The 15,759-nt window shown below is 48.4% G+C and carries 20 protein-coding genes and 2 pseudogenes; 11 read left to right on the plus strand and 11 right to left on the minus strand.

From position 1 onward, the window contains the following. The first annotated feature begins 62 nt into the window (after positions 1 to 62). The 5 genes and pseudogenes from ACX9GV_RS11805 (at position 63) to sseA (ending at position 3,477) form a co-directional block, all read left to right on the plus strand. The gene (locus ACX9GV_RS11805) at positions 63 to 299 is read left to right on the plus strand and encodes a hypothetical protein (RefSeq protein WP_473195655.1); all 237 of its coding nucleotides are present in this window, start codon (positions 63 to 65) and stop codon (positions 297 to 299) included. Continuing rightward, positions 274 to 562: pseudogene (locus ACX9GV_RS11810) on the plus strand (transposase); the annotation flags it as partial. The gene ACX9GV_RS11805 and the pseudogene ACX9GV_RS11810, both read left to right, overlap by 26 nt. 165 nt (positions 563 to 727) lie before the next feature. After that, a complete protein-coding gene (gene yedA, locus ACX9GV_RS11815) occupies positions 728 to 1,642 on the plus strand; it encodes a drug/metabolite exporter YedA (protein ID WP_473195656.1) in 915 nt (304 codons plus the stop codon). 307 nt (positions 1,643 to 1,949) lie between these two features. Next, positions 1,950 to 2,495, plus strand: a complete 546-nt coding sequence (locus ACX9GV_RS11820; RefSeq protein ID WP_473195657.1) for a hypothetical protein — start codon at positions 1,950 to 1,952, stop codon at positions 2,493 to 2,495. A gap of 136 nt (positions 2,496 to 2,631) precedes the next feature. Beyond that, a complete protein-coding gene (gene sseA, locus ACX9GV_RS11825; RefSeq protein ID WP_023492066.1) occupies positions 2,632 to 3,477 on the plus strand; it encodes a 3-mercaptopyruvate sulfurtransferase in 846 nt (281 codons plus the stop codon). Positions 3,478 to 3,540: 63 nt separating this feature from the next. Here the strand turns inward: sseA and ACX9GV_RS11830 are convergent, their stop codons facing one another. From ACX9GV_RS11830 to ACX9GV_RS11840, 3 genes are all read right to left on the minus strand, one after another. Beyond that, positions 3,541 to 3,837: a YehS family protein gene (locus ACX9GV_RS11830; protein WP_473195658.1), complete on the minus strand. Its 297-nt coding sequence runs from the start codon at positions 3,835 to 3,837 to the stop codon at positions 3,541 to 3,543. Beyond that, entirely contained in the window at positions 3,822 to 4,004 is a 183-nt protein-coding gene (locus tag ACX9GV_RS11835) for a DUF1456 family protein (RefSeq protein ID WP_473195659.1), read from the minus strand. Before ACX9GV_RS11835 ends, ACX9GV_RS11830 begins: the two co-directional genes overlap by 16 nt. 204 nt (positions 4,005 to 4,208) lie before the next feature. Continuing rightward, entirely contained in the window at positions 4,209 to 5,663 is a 1,455-nt protein-coding gene (locus ACX9GV_RS11840; protein WP_473195660.1) for a tagaturonate reductase, read from the minus strand. 198 nt (positions 5,664 to 5,861) lie between these two features. Here ACX9GV_RS11840 and ACX9GV_RS11845 point away from each other — a divergent pair, with 198 nt between their 5' ends. Then, entirely contained in the window at positions 5,862 to 6,767 is a 906-nt protein-coding gene (locus ACX9GV_RS11845; RefSeq protein WP_473195661.1) for a GntR family transcriptional regulator, read from the plus strand. Positions 6,768 to 6,981: 214 nt separating this feature from the next. Here ACX9GV_RS11845 and ACX9GV_RS11850 read toward each other — a convergent pair whose 3' ends face one another. Further along, positions 6,982 to 7,533 (minus strand): cysteine hydrolase family protein, encoded by a 552-nt coding sequence (locus tag ACX9GV_RS11850; protein WP_473195662.1) that lies wholly within the window; start codon positions 7,531 to 7,533, stop codon positions 6,982 to 6,984. Positions 7,534 to 7,736: 203 nt separating this feature from the next. Here ACX9GV_RS11850 and ACX9GV_RS11855 point away from each other — a divergent pair, with 203 nt between their 5' ends. Then, positions 7,737 to 8,582: a PA4780 family RIO1-like protein kinase gene (locus tag ACX9GV_RS11855; RefSeq protein ID WP_473195663.1), complete on the plus strand. Its 846-nt coding sequence runs from the start codon at positions 7,737 to 7,739 to the stop codon at positions 8,580 to 8,582. Between the two features lie 38 nt (positions 8,583 to 8,620). On the opposite strand, the gene ACX9GV_RS11860 is transcribed toward ACX9GV_RS11855, so the two are convergent. Further along, a complete protein-coding gene (locus ACX9GV_RS11860; RefSeq protein WP_473195664.1) occupies positions 8,621 to 9,022 on the minus strand; it encodes a methyltransferase family protein in 402 nt (133 codons plus the stop codon). A 176-nt stretch (positions 9,023 to 9,198) separates the two neighbouring features. On the opposite strand from ACX9GV_RS11860, the gene ACX9GV_RS11865 reads away from it, so the two are divergent. Beyond that, positions 9,199 to 10,026, plus strand: coding sequence for an AraC family ligand binding domain-containing protein (locus ACX9GV_RS11865; RefSeq protein ID WP_473195665.1), 828 nt, complete (start codon positions 9,199 to 9,201; stop codon positions 10,024 to 10,026). Here ACX9GV_RS11865 and ACX9GV_RS11870 read toward each other — a convergent pair. Continuing rightward, complete coding sequence (locus ACX9GV_RS11870; RefSeq protein ID WP_473195666.1) at positions 10,002 to 10,595, minus strand: LysE family translocator; 594 nt, start codon at positions 10,593 to 10,595, stop codon at positions 10,002 to 10,004. The two genes, ACX9GV_RS11865 and ACX9GV_RS11870, sit on opposite strands and share 25 nt — an antisense overlap. A gap of 337 nt (positions 10,596 to 10,932) precedes the next feature. Here ACX9GV_RS11870 and yajD point away from each other — a divergent pair, with 337 nt between their 5' ends. Then, positions 10,933 to 11,274, plus strand: a complete 342-nt coding sequence (gene yajD, locus ACX9GV_RS11875) for an HNH nuclease YajD (protein ID WP_473195667.1) — start codon at positions 10,933 to 10,935, stop codon at positions 11,272 to 11,274. 90 nt (positions 11,275 to 11,364) lie between these two features. On the opposite strand, the gene ACX9GV_RS11880 is transcribed toward yajD, so the two are convergent. Further along, positions 11,365 to 11,568 carry a 2-hydroxymuconate tautomerase family protein gene (locus ACX9GV_RS11880; protein ID WP_023492078.1) on the minus strand — a complete coding sequence of 68 codons (204 nt, stop codon included), beginning with the start codon at positions 11,566 to 11,568 and terminating at the stop codon, positions 11,365 to 11,367. Positions 11,569 to 11,603: 35 nt separating this feature from the next. Continuing rightward, positions 11,604 to 11,867 (minus strand): annotated as a pseudogene (locus ACX9GV_RS11885) (DUF7916 family protein); the annotation flags it as partial. Positions 11,868 to 12,061: 194 nt separating this feature from the next. On the opposite strand from ACX9GV_RS11885, the gene ACX9GV_RS11890 reads away from it, so the two are divergent. Next, on the plus strand, positions 12,062 to 12,895 hold the full coding sequence (locus ACX9GV_RS11890; RefSeq protein WP_473198029.1) for a DUF1460 domain-containing protein: 834 nt from the start codon (positions 12,062 to 12,064) through the stop codon (positions 12,893 to 12,895). A gap of 78 nt (positions 12,896 to 12,973) precedes the next feature. Here the strand turns inward: ACX9GV_RS11890 and ACX9GV_RS11895 are convergent, their stop codons facing one another. The 3 genes from ACX9GV_RS11895 to pbpG all read right to left on the minus strand — a co-directional run bounded on the left by ACX9GV_RS11895 (position 12,974) and on the right by pbpG (position 14,949). Continuing rightward, on the minus strand, positions 12,974 to 13,105 hold the full coding sequence (locus ACX9GV_RS11895) for a hypothetical protein (RefSeq protein WP_023490093.1): 132 nt from the start codon (positions 13,103 to 13,105) through the stop codon (positions 12,974 to 12,976). A gap of 66 nt (positions 13,106 to 13,171) precedes the next feature. Then, positions 13,172 to 13,675 (minus strand): YlaC family protein, encoded by a 504-nt coding sequence (locus tag ACX9GV_RS11900; protein WP_473195668.1) that lies wholly within the window; start codon positions 13,673 to 13,675, stop codon positions 13,172 to 13,174. 341 nt (positions 13,676 to 14,016) lie between these two features. Further along, entirely contained in the window at positions 14,017 to 14,949 is a 933-nt protein-coding gene (gene pbpG, locus ACX9GV_RS11905) for a D-alanyl-D-alanine endopeptidase (RefSeq protein WP_473198030.1), read from the minus strand. Between the two features lie 205 nt (positions 14,950 to 15,154). On the opposite strand from pbpG, the gene ACX9GV_RS11910 reads away from it, so the two are divergent. Next, the gene (locus ACX9GV_RS11910; RefSeq protein ID WP_473195669.1) at positions 15,155 to 15,718 is read left to right on the plus strand and encodes a DedA family protein; all 564 of its coding nucleotides are present in this window, start codon (positions 15,155 to 15,157) and stop codon (positions 15,716 to 15,718) included. Positions 15,719 to 15,759: the final 41 nt, after the last annotated feature.

A 15,759-nucleotide genomic window follows, 5' to 3' on the forward strand; every position in this document is an offset into this window, starting at 1 on the left:
TCCATTTGATACTTTAATGATGTTTTAACCTTTGCTCCGTGATGGTTCTCTGGCATCCCTTGGTGGAAACAGATATCGCACGCCATGTGGAGAGTTGGTCAAAATATAGACATCGGACTAGTGAGATTACCGCTATTATTGATGAAAAAAGAAACATAGTGAATAAGAATATTCCTAATAGCTTAGGGCTATTGATCTTTAGTGGTGGATTATTAGGCGGCATGACGGACTGGTATAATTACTTTCGCCAAAAACTAACCATGACAGTACAATATGCCAATAACGATATCAACAGATGAATACTGGTCAACGCTAATCCTCTTGATGCTAAGAACAGGTCGCGTCTATAGCAAGCCAGAACCCAGAAATACGGTGGAAGGTATTTTGTATCGAATGCAGGTTGGCTGCCCTTGGCGTGATGTCCCAGACGCTTTTGGACATTGGCGTGCCATCTATCGGCGGTTTAACTTGTGGTCAAAGAAAGGCGTTCTTAATGCAGCTCTTTGTCGAGCTTAGGCAATTGGCTGATTTAGAAGACGGTAGCGTCGTTAAAGCCCATCAGCTACTCCCAAAAACCAGGCAACACCACCTGTTTGCTCAATGTTTTTCGCTCTCCTCTCCATTCTCTCTCTGATTGGGTTCTCAACCTGAAAAAACATTGCGTAATCACTGCAGCTTAAGGTTTACTGAATTTCCTAACCTCTTTCATCCTATCGAATTAAGCCGTATGTTGAGCAAAAAAAATCGTCATCTCCTGCCGTTAATCGGTGCTCTGTTCACATTATATATTGTTTGGGGATCAACCTATTTTGCCATACGGGTTGGGGTTGAAAGGTGGCCACCGTTGATGATGGCCGGTGTTCGCTTTCTGGTCGCCGGTTCTTTGCTGTTCGTTTTGCTGTTGCTGCGCGGTTACCCGCTGCCCACGCTGAAACAGTGGATGGCAGCGGCGGTTATCGGCATCCTGTTGCTGGCGGTAGGCAACGGGCTGGTCACCATTGCTCAGCACCAACAGGTTCCTTCGGGTATAGCTGCCGTAATGGTAGCAACGGTTCCGCTATTTACCCTGGGATTCAGTCTATTTTGGGGAATGCGTAATAGCAGACTCGAGTGGACCGGTATCGCGCTGGGTCTGCTGGGCATTGTACTGCTTAATACCGGGAACAATTTGGTGGGTAACCCTATGGGAGCGCTGTTGATCTTGCTGGCTTCCGCCAGTTGGGCCTTTGGTTCGCTGCTCAGCGCAAAAGTTTCTTTGCCCGCTGGCCCAATGGCGGGGGCTGCAGAGATGCTGGTTGCCGGGGTGGTACTGACCATTATCAGTCAATTGAGTGGTGAGCATCTGGATAAGATGCCCAGTTTCAGCGCTTTTATGGCTCTCGGCTATCTGATTGTTTTTGGTTCAATGCTGGCGATCAGCGCCTATATGTTTCTACTAAAAAACGTGCGCCCGGTGGTGGCCACCAGCTATGCCTATGTCAACCCGGTGGTCGCCGTGTTACTGGGTGTCGGTTTTGCTGGCGAATCGCTAACCCTTCGTGAATGGGTGGCCTTGGTCATCATTGTTGCAGCGGTGGTTTTGGTGACCCTGGGTAAATATCTGTTTCCCAAACCGGCAAAAACAGGGCGAGTCAGTGAATAGTCTGGCTGTTGTTTGCCGGGGGAAATCGCTTATACTCAGTTTCGTTTATAGGGCTGCGGCTCAAATTATTTCCGGCGAAACAACCATTATGTTGAAAAAAGTGTTGGTCATCGTTATCACTTTATGTGCCTTGGGTTCTCTAGGCGGCGTTTTCCTAGCTGGGTTGAATATATATACCCGTGCCACCGTACCACAGGAAAAAGTGGTAACCACTAGCGATCAGGCAAATACGGCTAACGGGAATACCGCGCACTGATGTTCCCGCTTGCTTGAATAATCAAGGCGAACAATTAATTAGGTTAGGGATATGAAAAAAACCATTTTGGCATTAACGTTACTGATATCTGTACCTGCTTTAGCTGAAGACGCTGCCACTATTAAGGATGGCGTAAAAGGTTTTGTCTCCGGTTTGGTATCTACGGGCAAAGACACATTAAGTGGTGTCAAAAGCGGCATTGATGATGGGCGAAAAACTGGTGAAAGTGTTGATAGTGCAACCATTATTACCGAAAAAGAAGGGTTGAATAAATTTATTGAGGCCTCGGTGCTCTCTGCAACCAAAGTCGGCGAAAAGGAGAGTAAAGAGTACGAAGTGACCTTGGCGTTGCGTAATAAATCAGACAAACCAGTACGGCTGACTAACCTTAATGAAGCTAATTCATTAGTGTTACTCGATGCGAGTGGTTTTGCTTCACTATTGAAAACGTCATTATCACCGAGTGCGGCTGAAGTAATGGTCCCTGCCAGTGCCGCGGTAAAAGTACGTTATACCTTCACTAATGTTGAAGATGCACCTACTTTATTACGTCTTTATGGTGTCAATATCACAGTCCCTCAAGCTGATAAAAAGTAGTCGCTGGTGATTTAATTAGCGCAGAGCAGTTAACCCTCTACCTTGCCTTTTCAAGTTGCAGGGGCCACTGCAACTTGAACTCTGACGGGTATATGATGACACTCTCCTACTGCTTACTCATAGGCGCACACTAACCATGAACTCACCTTTTTTAGTCTCTGCACAATGGCTTGAGCAACATATTGACGATGAAAATCTGGCGATAGTGGATGTACGGATGTCTCCGGTAGGTCAGGTCCCCAAGAAGGATATGCTGGCTGAGTTTGAACGAGGCCATATTCCTGGTGCGGTTTATTTTGATATTGATGATGTGGCAGATAAAAACACCACCCTGCCACATATGCTCCCCAGCGCCGAGGATTTTAGTGCTGCGGTGAGCAAGCTGGGCATCAATGAACAACATACCATTGTGTTCTATGACGAAGGCAATCTGTTCTCTGCCCCACGTGGCTGGTGGACCTTCCGTAATTTTGGTGCGCCGAATGTTTTGGTGCTTGATGAAGGTTTGCAGGGGTGGCGCTCGCGGGGTTATGCCCTGGAAACAGGTCCAGCACAACCGGTACCCGCGCACTTTCATGCCCACTTTAACCCGGAAGCCGTAGTGAATATGCCGCAGGTGGAACAGGCAATAAATAGCGAATGGCAAATTCTGGATGCCCGCTCGGCTGCACGTTTTCACGCCCAAGCACCGGAACCGCGCCCCGGTCTGCACTCAGGTCATATTCCTGGCAGTATTAACGTTCCTTATGACGAACTGTTGGAAAAGGGGTGTTTTAAATCATTAGCAGCACTAGAAGCCACATTCCGCGCTAAAGGTGTTGATCTCCAGCGGCCAACCATCGTCAGTTGTGGCTCAGGTGTCACCGCAGCGGTATTGGCGCTGGGGTTGCAATCTCTGGGGACCAAGCAAGTCAAGTTGTATGATGGAGCCTGGAGCGAATGGGGCCAGTTAAGTGGCAAACAACCTATAGCCCAAGATTAACCGTGAGGGGCTAACGGCCCCTTCGACTCATTGCGGAGTTCGTGCCCACAAGACGCCCTCGGTTTAAGCGCCGCGGATACGCAAGGCTAACCCTTTCAGAAAGTAACGTAACATCTGATCACCGCACGGGCGGTAGTTTTTGTTATCCGGCTTGCGGAATAACGCACTCAATTCCGGTTTGGAGATCCGGAAATCAACGGCAGTAAAAATCTGGTGCAAATCAATATCTTTCAGTTCAAAGGCGACACGTAATTTTTTCAGTACCAGGTTATTGGTAATCGGCAGTTCTAATGCCGGCGCTGGAAATTTATCATCCTTGCCGCGTTTAAAGAACACCAAACCATTCAAGAAATGGGCCATGACTTCGTCCGGGCATTTTTCGAACCCCTCTTCCCCTCTTTAACCGTATAAGCCTTCATGGCTGCAGCGTCGACGTCAAAATCGTCCAGTTTGACGATTGCCGCCATTTTTACGTCATTCAACGCCAGTATGTAACGCACACTGCGCAGCACATCATTATTAATCATGGAATTACCTTTGGTGTTTCAATCAGGGAAGACATATCGCGGTGATAATATCCTTAACGCAATACAAACTGCAAAATGGATAGGGGCAAAGCAGTACATTTTGCTGGCACTGCAAGTATAGGGTGCCAGGAAGGGGTTCTCAATCTAATTTGCATGGACCAACCCACGTTGGTCCACCGGCATCCGCAATAAGTCGTTATACGATTATTTGTCGATCTGTTGCAGTGCAGCACGCATTCCGCGCTGCAGAATAACCTGCAAGTCCTGCGTTACCGCTGCGGTCAGCCCGGGTACCTCATTCAGATCCTGCCCCCAGTGTGCTTTATCGGCCAGCACACTTTCTACTAACTGCACGAGTGTCAGTTTATGGCTGTTTACCCCACTCCACAGCGTTTCAAACTGTGTTAACCAATGGGCATCATCCTGCAACGGATAACTTCCCGCTGGCCGCTCACCGCGATAAAAGGCAATCAGTGCCGCCAGGGCAAAAGTCAGGCGTTTTGGTAACTGCCCACTCTTGTGCTGACCGACCAGTAACTGCGGCAGAATACGCGTGCGGAATTTGGTCATGCCATTAAGTGCGATGGATAACAGTTGGTGTTGAATAAACGGGTTACGGAAGCGGTTTTGCACGGCCTCAGCAAAAGGTTTCAGTTCCTCTTGTGGCAGGTCAAGCACCGGAACAATTTCCTCTGCAATCGTGCGTGCTACATAGCCACCGATTTGCTCATCGCTCATGGCCTCACCCACCGTATTCAAGCCAGCAAGAAATGCCACTGGCACCAATGCGGTATGCGCGCCATTAAGAATAGCTACCTTGCGCTCTTTATAGGGTTTGATGTCATCAACAATGTGAACGTTAAGCGCCAATTGATCCAGATGTAGCTCTTTTGCCAACCATTGCGGGCCCTGAATCACAAACAGGTAGAAGTGCTCCGCAGTATCCAGGAAACTATCACGGTAGCCCAACTGCTGCTGCAACTGTTCTTCTTCACCGCGCGGGTAACCGGTAACAATGCGGTCAACTAGTGTGGAACAGAAGGTATTGCAGTTATTTAACCAATCGATGAATGAGTGCGGTAGCTGCCACTGCTGTGCATAAAGCAGCACATACTCTTTCAGGGTTTCGCCGTTGTAGTCAATCAGCTCGCAAGGCAACAGTACCCAGCCCTTATCTGCGGCACCGGAAAAATGGGTAAAGCGTTCAAACAGTAGACGTGTCAGCTTAGCCGGGAAACTGGTGGCGGGGGCATCGGTTAATTTATCTTCTGGCAGATAAGTGATACCCGCTTCGGTGGTGTTGGAGAAGACAAAACGCATCGCCGGATCATGGGCTAACGCCAGAAAATCTTCGTATTGGCGATACAGGTTCACTTCGCGATTAACCGAACGAATCAGGCGTGGTTCACAAACCGCCTCGCCACTCTCATTCAACCCACGAATAATCGTGGTATAGAGCCCATCCTGGGTATTTAAAGATGGCGGTTGATCACTGTCTATGGGGCGCACCACCACCACGCCTGCATTCAAGCCGGTATGCTGGTTTAACAAGTCAATTTGCCAATCGATAAAAGCGCGCAGGAAGTTACCTTCACCAAACTGGATAATACGATCAGGATATTGTGCCCCAGGGAATTCGCTACGATTTAATGTTTTCATCTTTTGTCTTACTCCTTGCATCTGGTGGTGCCCATCGTGTTTGAAACCGCAAACTGGGGCTAAAAATTCTTGGTTGTCGTTATCCGGTATAAAAGCGGTTGGGGTTTAGCTCACGCAGGAATTTTGTGATGCGGCGCAAAATAAATGGCTTTAAATGGGTTTTAAATAGATAAAAAGGCATAACAGCGGAAAAGAACCATGAGTAGAACGCAGAACCTGCGGCAAAATGTGGTGAATCAGATGATTGATAGCATCATCAATGGTCACCTCCACTCACCACTGCCCTCGCAGGCTACTCTGGCGGAAATGTATAACATCAGCCGTACCACGGTGCGTCACACCTTGGCCCATCTGCATCAGCGTGGCGTATTAGAAAAGGTCAATGGTGATTATGTGATCCTGCGGCGCCCCCTCGCGGAAGATGGCTTTGACTGCATCACCCACTCGCTGGATGAACAGACCCAACGCTTTGAACAGGCGTTCTACCAGATGATTAATCAAAGACAGTTACGTGCTGGGGACTCATTTACTGAATTGCAACTGGCTCGTCAGATTAACGTCAGCCCAGTGGTGGTGAGGGAATTTCTGCTGCGGTTCAGCCGTTATGACCTGATTGATAATGTCCGACGCGGGCAGTGGCGGATGAAAAAACTCGATCAACACTATGCCGAGCAACTGTTCGAACTGCGGCAAATGCTGGAAACCCACGCGCTATCGCGTTTTATCAATTTGCCGGTAGAGGATCCCCGTTGGTTACAGGCCAAAGAGCTGCTGATCCAACATCGGCAATTGCGTGACACCATCGCCACCGATTATCGCCTGTTCTCTCAGTTGGACCGCAATTTCCACAGTCTGCTGCTCTCCGCTGCCAACAACCGATTTTTCAATCAGGCAATGGAGGTCATTTCGGTTATTTTTCATTTCCACTATCAATGGGATGAAACCGATCTCAAGCAACAGAATATCATCTCGATGGAAGAGCATATGGCGATTCTCAGTGCGCTACTCTGCCGCAATGATCAGGTGGCAGCGCGAGAACTGCTCCGCCATCTTGAAACCGCCAAACAGGCGATGATCCGCTCACTCAAGCTGGACCTCGCTTAAATGAGACCTGCTTTTTATCAAAAAAAACCACTTGATTGCCGCATTTAATCCAACGCAAAAAAGTGTAACCCTAATGCGGCGTTAACTTGCCCCAAAATGGCCTGTGTTACTTGATGGGCACGCAAGGTGCCCGCCTGCAGGATGCGCAGCAACTCAAATTATTTTGAGTCTATTTGGGGAAATACTTATCTGGTTAGGCTACTGCCAGCGGCTATCAGTGTTGAACATCACAATCTGCTTCAAACTGGATCTCTGCGCTCGGCAGCGCGCTGATTAGTACGCCAAAGCTTCGGATATTCGATAATGTGGCATTATGATGAGCGCGGATCTGTAAACCACTGGCGTGCGGTTTATCATGGCTGGTATGCGCATCGGCTGCCAGCACCACCGGATAACCCAATCCGGCCGCCCGGCGGGTGGTGGTATCAACACAAAACTCGCTTGAATAGCCACAAATCACCAATTGACTGATTCCCCCGGCGATCAGCAATTTACCCAAATTAGTCGACAGAAAACTGTCCGGGGTGGTTTTATCTACCCGATAATCGCCCTTCGCTACGCTTAAATCGGCATGAATTTGCCAACCATGGCTACCGTAAGCCAGTTCCTGCTGAGGCGTTTGATGCTGAATAAAAATCACCGGTGCCCCTGCCTGCCGAGCGCGCTCAGTCAGTTGATTAATCCGTTCAATCACCTCAACCGCCTCTGCTGGCGGTGGCGTAAACAGGCCTTGCTGTACATCAATCACTAACAATGCTGATTTCATCACCACTCCATCTGATCCCTGAGGATTGAATACTGAGCCCCTACCTTGAGTAAGGCGTTCATTCAGTAACTAAAACAGATATACTATACCCAAAATCATTCGAGTTGCGGATAGATGGCAACCTGAATGACCACCGAGACAACGTAAAGTCGCAAACACAAACAGAACATTTACACCAGAGCCGAATTAGGATACAAGGCTGCATGAAAATTCCAAAACGACTCCAGCCATTGGTAGATGATGGCTTAATCGATGATGTCATCCGCCGTTTAAAAAGTGGCAAAGAAGCCGACGTATTTATCGTGCGTTGCGGTAATGAGATCCGCTGCGCCAAAGTGTACAAAGAAGCGGATAAACGTAACTTCAAACAAGCAGTAAACTATCAGGAAGGGCGTAAAGTACGAAACAGCCGTGACGCCCGCGCGATGAAAAAGGGCTCCAAATTTGGTCGCCAACAACAAGAAGAGTCTTGGCAGAATACCGAGGTAGATGCCTTGCACCTGTTGGCTAAAGCGGGCGTTCGTGTGCCACAGCCGGATATCTGTCTGGATGGGGTACTGCTGATGGAGTTGATCACCGACGAAGAGGGCCTGGTGGCACCGCGTCTCAGTGATGTTACGCTGACGCCTGAGCAGGCACTGCATGACCATGCTTTAATGATGAACTACGCAGTACGGATGCTTTGTGCCGGTTTGGTACACGGGGATTTATCCGAATTCAACGTATTAATGGATAAAGACGGGCCGGTTATCATCGATCTACCGCAGGTGGTCGATGCCGCAGCCAACAACCATGCCCAAAGCATGTTCGCCCGTGATATCAACAATATGACGCAATATTATGGTCAGTATGCACCACAACTGCTTGGTACCCAGTACGCCAAAGAGATTTGGGCGCTCTATCAGGAAGGTAACCTGACACCAGCCAGTGTGCTGACAGGCAAATTCAGTGAAAGCAATAAACGCGCTGATGTCGGTTCCGTGCTGGAAGAGATCCAAGCCGCCAGCGATGAACATCAGCGGCAGTTACAAGCACGTCAAGAGGACTAATCTACCCGCCCCCCGATCTGCCACATCGGGGCCATAATTTAAAGCCAGCGCCTTACCCGCTGGCAATATGCCGGGTACTCTGCGCTAAAGCGCTGGGTGAGAAAACGTTCTTCTCGCGGAACCTGCACGTAGTCGAGATAAACAAAAAACAGCAACCACCCGAGCCAGACCAGCCAACTCCCCAAAACCAAGGCCCACGCCGCCAATAATAGTAGTTGCCCCAGATAGATTGGATTACGGCTAAAGCGGAAAATACCGTTAACCATCAGTACATTAACCTGCTGAAATTTTTGCGGATGTACGGTGGTATTGGCACGGTGAAAAGCCAAACTGGTGCTGAGCATCATGGCAAAGGAAAGCACAACCAACACCGTAGCCAAACTGAGAATAAAGGTGTTCCCCTGCCAGCCCCCGCCGGACAACCAATGAATAATCCACATTCCTACTCCGCAAACCGCCAACACCACCGGTGGCAAAAGTAACCCGTTTAAGGACTTTGTTATTTTTAGTTTTGGCGTAACCATGATGATATTCTCGAGGTGGTTTGAAATCGTTTAATGGCTGTAATCTGAACAAATTTGAGTATATATTCAACATTGGCAACCAGGAAAAAATAATGAACAAGGATATTCCACAGTTTTGGCGTGACGAACGCCTGCCGTTTGTTGAAGCCCGAGCCATTGAAGATGGCCGTCGCATACATTATGCCATGCACAGCCATGAGTTTTTCTCTATTGGCGCGATTACTGCGGGCCATAGCCATTATCTCAACGGCGATCAACAACTGCAGGTTAAGACTGGCGATGTGGTTATCATCAACCCGCAACAAGCTCATGGCTGTAACCCAATTAGCAATCAATGCTGGTCCTACATCATGTTTTATATCGACCCGCGATGGTTGGCAAAATTACAGCAAGAAAACAGTGAGGACAAAAGCCCGGGTTTTAGGCCTTTTGCTGATATTGTGAGCCATGATGCCACACTGTTTAATGGTCTGAATCAGTTATATCGCATTTTAACCACCCCAAGCTGTTGTCATCTGGAGAAACAAATTGCGCTAGTCGATTACTTTAGTAACTTGCTGCAACAATTAGGGGTTACGTCCCCTTCCCTGTTTGACCACTCGCCGAAGTTAGCAACAGCAGCCAGGTTTATCCGTCATCACTGTACAGAACCCCTGACACTGGAAGCCATCTGCCAGGCATCGGCGCTTTCCCCCTCTTACCTGATCCGCTCATTTAAAAAGCACTATGGTATGACCCCCCATGCTTATCTGGTTAATCAGCGTATTCAGTATGGTCATCGATTACTGAAACATGGCTTGCCCATCGCAGCCGTAGCGCACAAAAGTGGTTTTGCCGATCAAGCTCACTTTCAACGAACGTTTAAACAGTTGTTAGCCGCCACACCCGGTCAATATCAAACCCCTTCCACCACCAAATAGCTGGCACTGAGTACCAACAACAGCGCCATCAGCCGGTTGAAGTACCGCACAATATGTGCACGCTGCAAGAAACGACTCAGCATGCTGCCTGCGCAAACCCAAATGGCAACTGAGGCATAACAAATCACAAAGTAGATCAGAGCAAACTGCCATAACAGGCCCTCGCCGCTATCACCAACAAATGCGCCCATACCTGCCGTTGCAGCCAACCAGGCTTTCGGGTTCAACCATTGCAACCCGGCACCATACCAATAAGACGGTCTCTTGGTGTGTTGGTCCTGTTGCCATTGCCCACTATCAACAGCAAGCTGGTAAGCCATATACAGCAAGAAAACCACGCCAGCCCACAAAATCGCCGCAGTCAGCCCCGGCCACCGTATCAGTATCTGATTGAGCCCCAAGCCAACCAGTATCAGTAATAAGGTGAAAGCCACTGTCGCACCGGTAACATGCCGCAAGCTGGCGTAAAAACCAACCTGGGCACCATTGGCGAAAGCCACAATATTAACTGGCCCTGGTGTAATGGACGTTGCCAAGGCAAAGGCGGCCATAGAGAAGTAAATTGTCATTGCTAAGTCCCCATATAATATTTTGTGAATCAAGTGACTGGAGGAAGGCTGATTGATAAGACGTTCCTCACGAATCAGCTCTACCTGTCGTTGGCTGATTGGATGGCCGGTGACAAATTTGAATAAACTGGGATACAGGGACTAGCCTGCCTGAGGAACAACCGCGCGTATTGAATAAAATTACCCAATATCAGTCACTTTTTACGTACCGAGGATAATGGAATAGGGGCTAGGTAAGAGGTCTGCTGACAGGATACTGAGACTACTGCAGTGCACAGTTTTCACGAAAGTTATGGTATTATTCTGCGCGATATTATTCTAATTTCGTAGGCATACCATGGCATACATTCCTAAAAACTATGCAAAGCTCGAAGTCGGTTATCGTGAGAAAGCGCTGAAACTTTTCCCGTGGGTATGCGGGCGCTGTTCACGGGAGTTTGTTTATTCCAACCTGCGTGAGCTCACCGTGCATCACATCGATCATGACCACAGTAATAACCCGGAAGATGGCAGCAACTGGGAAATGTTGTGCCTGTACTGCCATGATCATGAGCATTCAAAATACACCGAAGCCGACCAGTATGGCTCTACGGTGGTTGCAGGTGAGGATGCCCAGAAAGACATCGGCGTGGCAACCCACAACCCGTTCGCCAACCTCAAGGCAATGCTGAAAAAATAGTCTATTTTGGTTTCTGGGGCAGACCCACCACTGACGTGGATTTGCCCCTGAATAACCACACGATGGCAAAAATCATCCGGTACCGTATCACTATTGGCTATTTTTGCGTAACTCCGTTACCGGTACACCACCGATTCCCCAGTTATCAGTGTCGACCTCATCAATCACTACCACGGTGGTTTTCGGGTTTTTATTTAGCACATCAACCAGTAACTGGGTGACGCCGGCAATCAACTGCTGTTTCTGCTCGGCAGTAGCGCCTTCACGGGTAATTTTAATATTAACGTATGGCATATCGCCCTCTGGTTACGAATAAATTGAGCTGAATATTAGCGGTTAATGGATCTGGCCATGCGGGTATAAGTATGGCGTACCCCACGGATCGCCACACTGTAGGCAAAAATATTTTCCGGTAATGCCAAACCAAGATAGCCAGTATCGCCGATATGGTGCAGGTCGGCACCGGCCATTTTACTCATCAGCGCAATTTGACGGATGGTTTGTACATCGGCCCCTTCCTGAGAGGTGCCAATCGCGGTCATGGCCAATGCCCCTTATTGCTGTGTAAAAGCAATCAATGCGGCTACCTTTTCAGCAACGCTACAAGCGGGACGAGGTTAAAGTGATGGCAGCACACGCCGCGCGACATCTTTCATTGTGGCCATAAATATTCCATAGTTATCTGGATTCATTCTCCTTGCGGGCAGAGAACACCTTGAATGAACCTCGAACCCACTTTATGATAATGTGAATCATTGCTATTTAAGGTGTATTTGTGCAGATGAAAATTGGGAAATTGACGCTAGTGATGTTGTTAGCCTCAGTAGTAGGATGTAGCAATACACCACCGCTCAGCCCATCGAGAGCCGCTAAACCACCCGTAGCAGAACCCCAGAAGATGGCAATAACGATGAATAATTATACCGTAAACAAACTACAGTCCCTACTGGCCCTACATAATGCGCTTCCCCAGGCGGATAAAAGCCAGATGATCGCGTTACTCTCCCAGGCTTTTCTTGATACGCCCTATGTAGCTAACCAATTAATTGGCTCAGCCAGTACACCAGAACAATTAGTGATTGATTTCAGTGGATTGGATTGTTTTACCTATCTGGATTACGTTCAGGCACTGAGAACCGCCAGCAACGAGAACGAGTTGGTAGAAAATGTCATCCAGACACGCTATATCAACGGGCGTATCGATTTCCAGCATCGCAAACACTTCTTTACTGACTGGGCACAGTCCGAGCATATATTGGCTAGCGATATCACCACGCAGCTCAGCCCACATGCGGTGACGGTCAGTAAACACCTTAACCGCAAAGCGGATGGCAGCCTCTACCTGCCGGGCGTGCCAACCGTTGAACGCCCTATTAGCTATATTCCCAGCGAGTTTGTTGACGATAATGTCATTACCCAGCTACAAACGGGCGACTATATCGGTATCTATAGCAAACTACCGGGGCTGGATGTCACCCATACCGGGTTCTTTATTATCACCCAACACGGGCCGGTTCTGCGCCATGCCTCCTCAAGCAAAGAGAGCATGAAAGTGATGGACTCCCCTTTTGTCAGCTATGTCAGCCATACCTCCGGTATTGTGGTACTCCGCCCACACTAATCGATGCGGAAGAGATCGCCTCACCTTCTGATAGGCAATAAAAAAACCGCCGCAGCGGTTTTTTTATTGGTATCACGATCAGATTTTGCAACCCTCACAATCCGCCTCATCCTCAAGGATTTCGGGGACTTCTCTCTCTTTTTGCGCCGCTTTCTGTTCAGCTTTCGCTAATTCGGCATCAATATCAAAATCAAAAATATCATCACTCATCGTAATACCCTCAAGCTACCCCATTTAGGGGCAATTATAACCAACATCCACTCGGACGCGATCCTTTCAATTCGCTACGGACAGCGTTGCGGGCAGATTATCCCGCCTGTTTGGATACGCGAGAACGTAAACATCATAAAAATCGATCTCGCCCTTATTAGCGATAATTTCCTGCATCTGAATTTTTAATGCCATTCCGACAGCAGGTTCATTAAGCAGTTCCTGCACGGCTTGCGGCGACAACGCGCGGGTAAAGTACCACTCCCCGTTGTAGCAGACGCGTAAATCCAACACACCAATATCTTCAAAACGGTAAACCGGCTTAATCTCAAACAACAACATGATAAACATCATCAGCACAAAAGCCGTGAAACCAAAAAACGCCAGCAACCCCAAGTAAGGCACCGGGTACATAACGGCAACCACGGCCAAATAGCCAGCCAACATCGCAAAACACAGATAGCGGTGGTTACGAACAAACTCACTGTTAAAACGTGGCTTGCCGTCACGTCTCTCACGCTGGTTAATCTGCTCGATTTCTTTCACCAAGATATTTTTGATCGTATCCATTGCGACCACCTTATATACACTAAATAATTCGAGTTGCAGGAAGGCGGCAACGCAGAGAATCCCCAGGAGCTTACACCGGTAAGTGACTGGGGTGAGCGAGGAAAGCCAACACACATGCAGCTTGAAGTATGACGAGTATACATCAGTCCATCATTACACTCGCCAATACCTATCACGCTAACACAACGCCGGTTTAACAAGATAGTACAAAAACGATAACTTCATTAACCCGCTATAAACCGGCGACGCTATCGGTATCGGCATCTATCGCAATCTATCGAGGTGAGATTGTAGAGCAACAGGCAAGCTCTCAGCTTGAATGATTTTGGCTATATCAAGCCCTATTCCGTTTCACTGTTCTTGGCCAAATTAGCATCTTTTTGGCGGCGATAATCACGGGCCGCTGGCGGGATAGGGGTAACTTTTCCGGTTTCAATCCAGGTGCGTAAACGGTTGGCATCAGCAAAGTGGGTATATTTACCAAAGGCATCCAACACCACTAATGAAACTGAGCGGTTACCGATCATGGTCCGCATAACCAAGCAATGCCCAGCCTGATTGGTAAAACCAGTCTTAGTCAGCTGAATATTCCATTTGGGATTATAAATTAAATGGTTGGTATTCCTGAATGGTAAGCTGTAATCAGGATCTTTAAATGTCGCGGTCTGAGATGCGGTGGTACTCAACTGACCAATCAATGGGTATCTTTTACTCGCCAACAGTAATTTGGTTAGATCACGGGCGGTAGAAACATTATGCATCGACAAGCCTGTCGGCTCGACATAACGGGTATTGGTCATGCCTAACGCTTTAGCCTTGGCATTCATCGCTTTGATAAAGGCTTGATAGCCCCCCGGGTAGTGATGTGCCAGACTGGCGGCCGCGCGATTTTCTGACGACATCAATGTCAGCAGCAACATCTCTTTACGGCTTATCTGGCTATTTAAGCGCACACGGGAATGCACCCCTTTCATTTCCGGTGTTTGGCTGATATCCACTGACAGCATTTCATTAAGGGGTAAATGGGCATCCAGGGTCACCATTGCCGTCATCAACTTGGTGATCGAGGCAATCGGCACCACTTTATCGGGGTTACGGGCATAAATCACGTTATGGGTTTGCAAATCCAGCACCATGGCACTACCAGAAGCCAACTCCGGCTGGGTCGCGTGTGATGCACCAGCCTTCTCACTGGCCAGTGCTCGCGGCACTAAACCGGCTCCCATCTGCCAAGCAAGCAGAACTAGAATCAACACTCGGATTTTCACAGATATTTCTCTTTAATTAAAATCGCCACCAACTTATTGCTCTAAATTATAAATGCAGATCATTGAATTAGCACTGTGATTGTGAGCTACTATTTGTGACAAATTCTGTCATGGTATAAGACGTAAAAGCCGCAGATAAACGGCTCTGTAGCCTGACCACGTAAAAGTGACAGGGTTAATGGCCTGATAAGAGCGACGGTAAGGAACAAATATGGCTGATTTAGCCCAATACATTACACAATATGGTTACTGGGCACTGCTGATTGGCTGCCTACTCGAAGGGGAAACCATCACCATGTTAGGTGGTATGGCGGCACACAACGGGTTGTTACACCTGCCGCTGGTGATTGCCGTGGTAGCGATTGGAGGCTCCTTGGGCGATCAGTTACTCTATTTTGCCGGACGCCACTTTGGCGGTCGGGTGATTGCACGCATGAAGAACCAACAAGCACATATTGAACGTGCCCAAAAACTGATTGCCAGTCACCCGATCTTATTCGTGATTGGTGTCCGTTTTATGTATGGCTTTCGTATTATCGGCCCTGTGCTAATCGGTGCCAGCAAGCTCCGCCCCGCGCTCTTCATCCCACTCAATATTCTGGGAGCGATAATATGGGCACATATTTTTGTGTTTATCGGCTATTTTGGTGGCCAGGCGATCAACCGTTTTCTCGGTGATACCGAGAATAAACTGTACAGTCTGTTATTGTGCGCGTTGCTACTGGTTGCCTTTCTGGGGATCCGTCACTGGTGGCACCGACGCCACCAGCGTTGAGGCTAAACCGTCTATGCGATTAGCGCTTATCTATCAGCCAG

It is taken from the genome of Serratia sp. 25CWL12, from assembly GCF_055790885.1.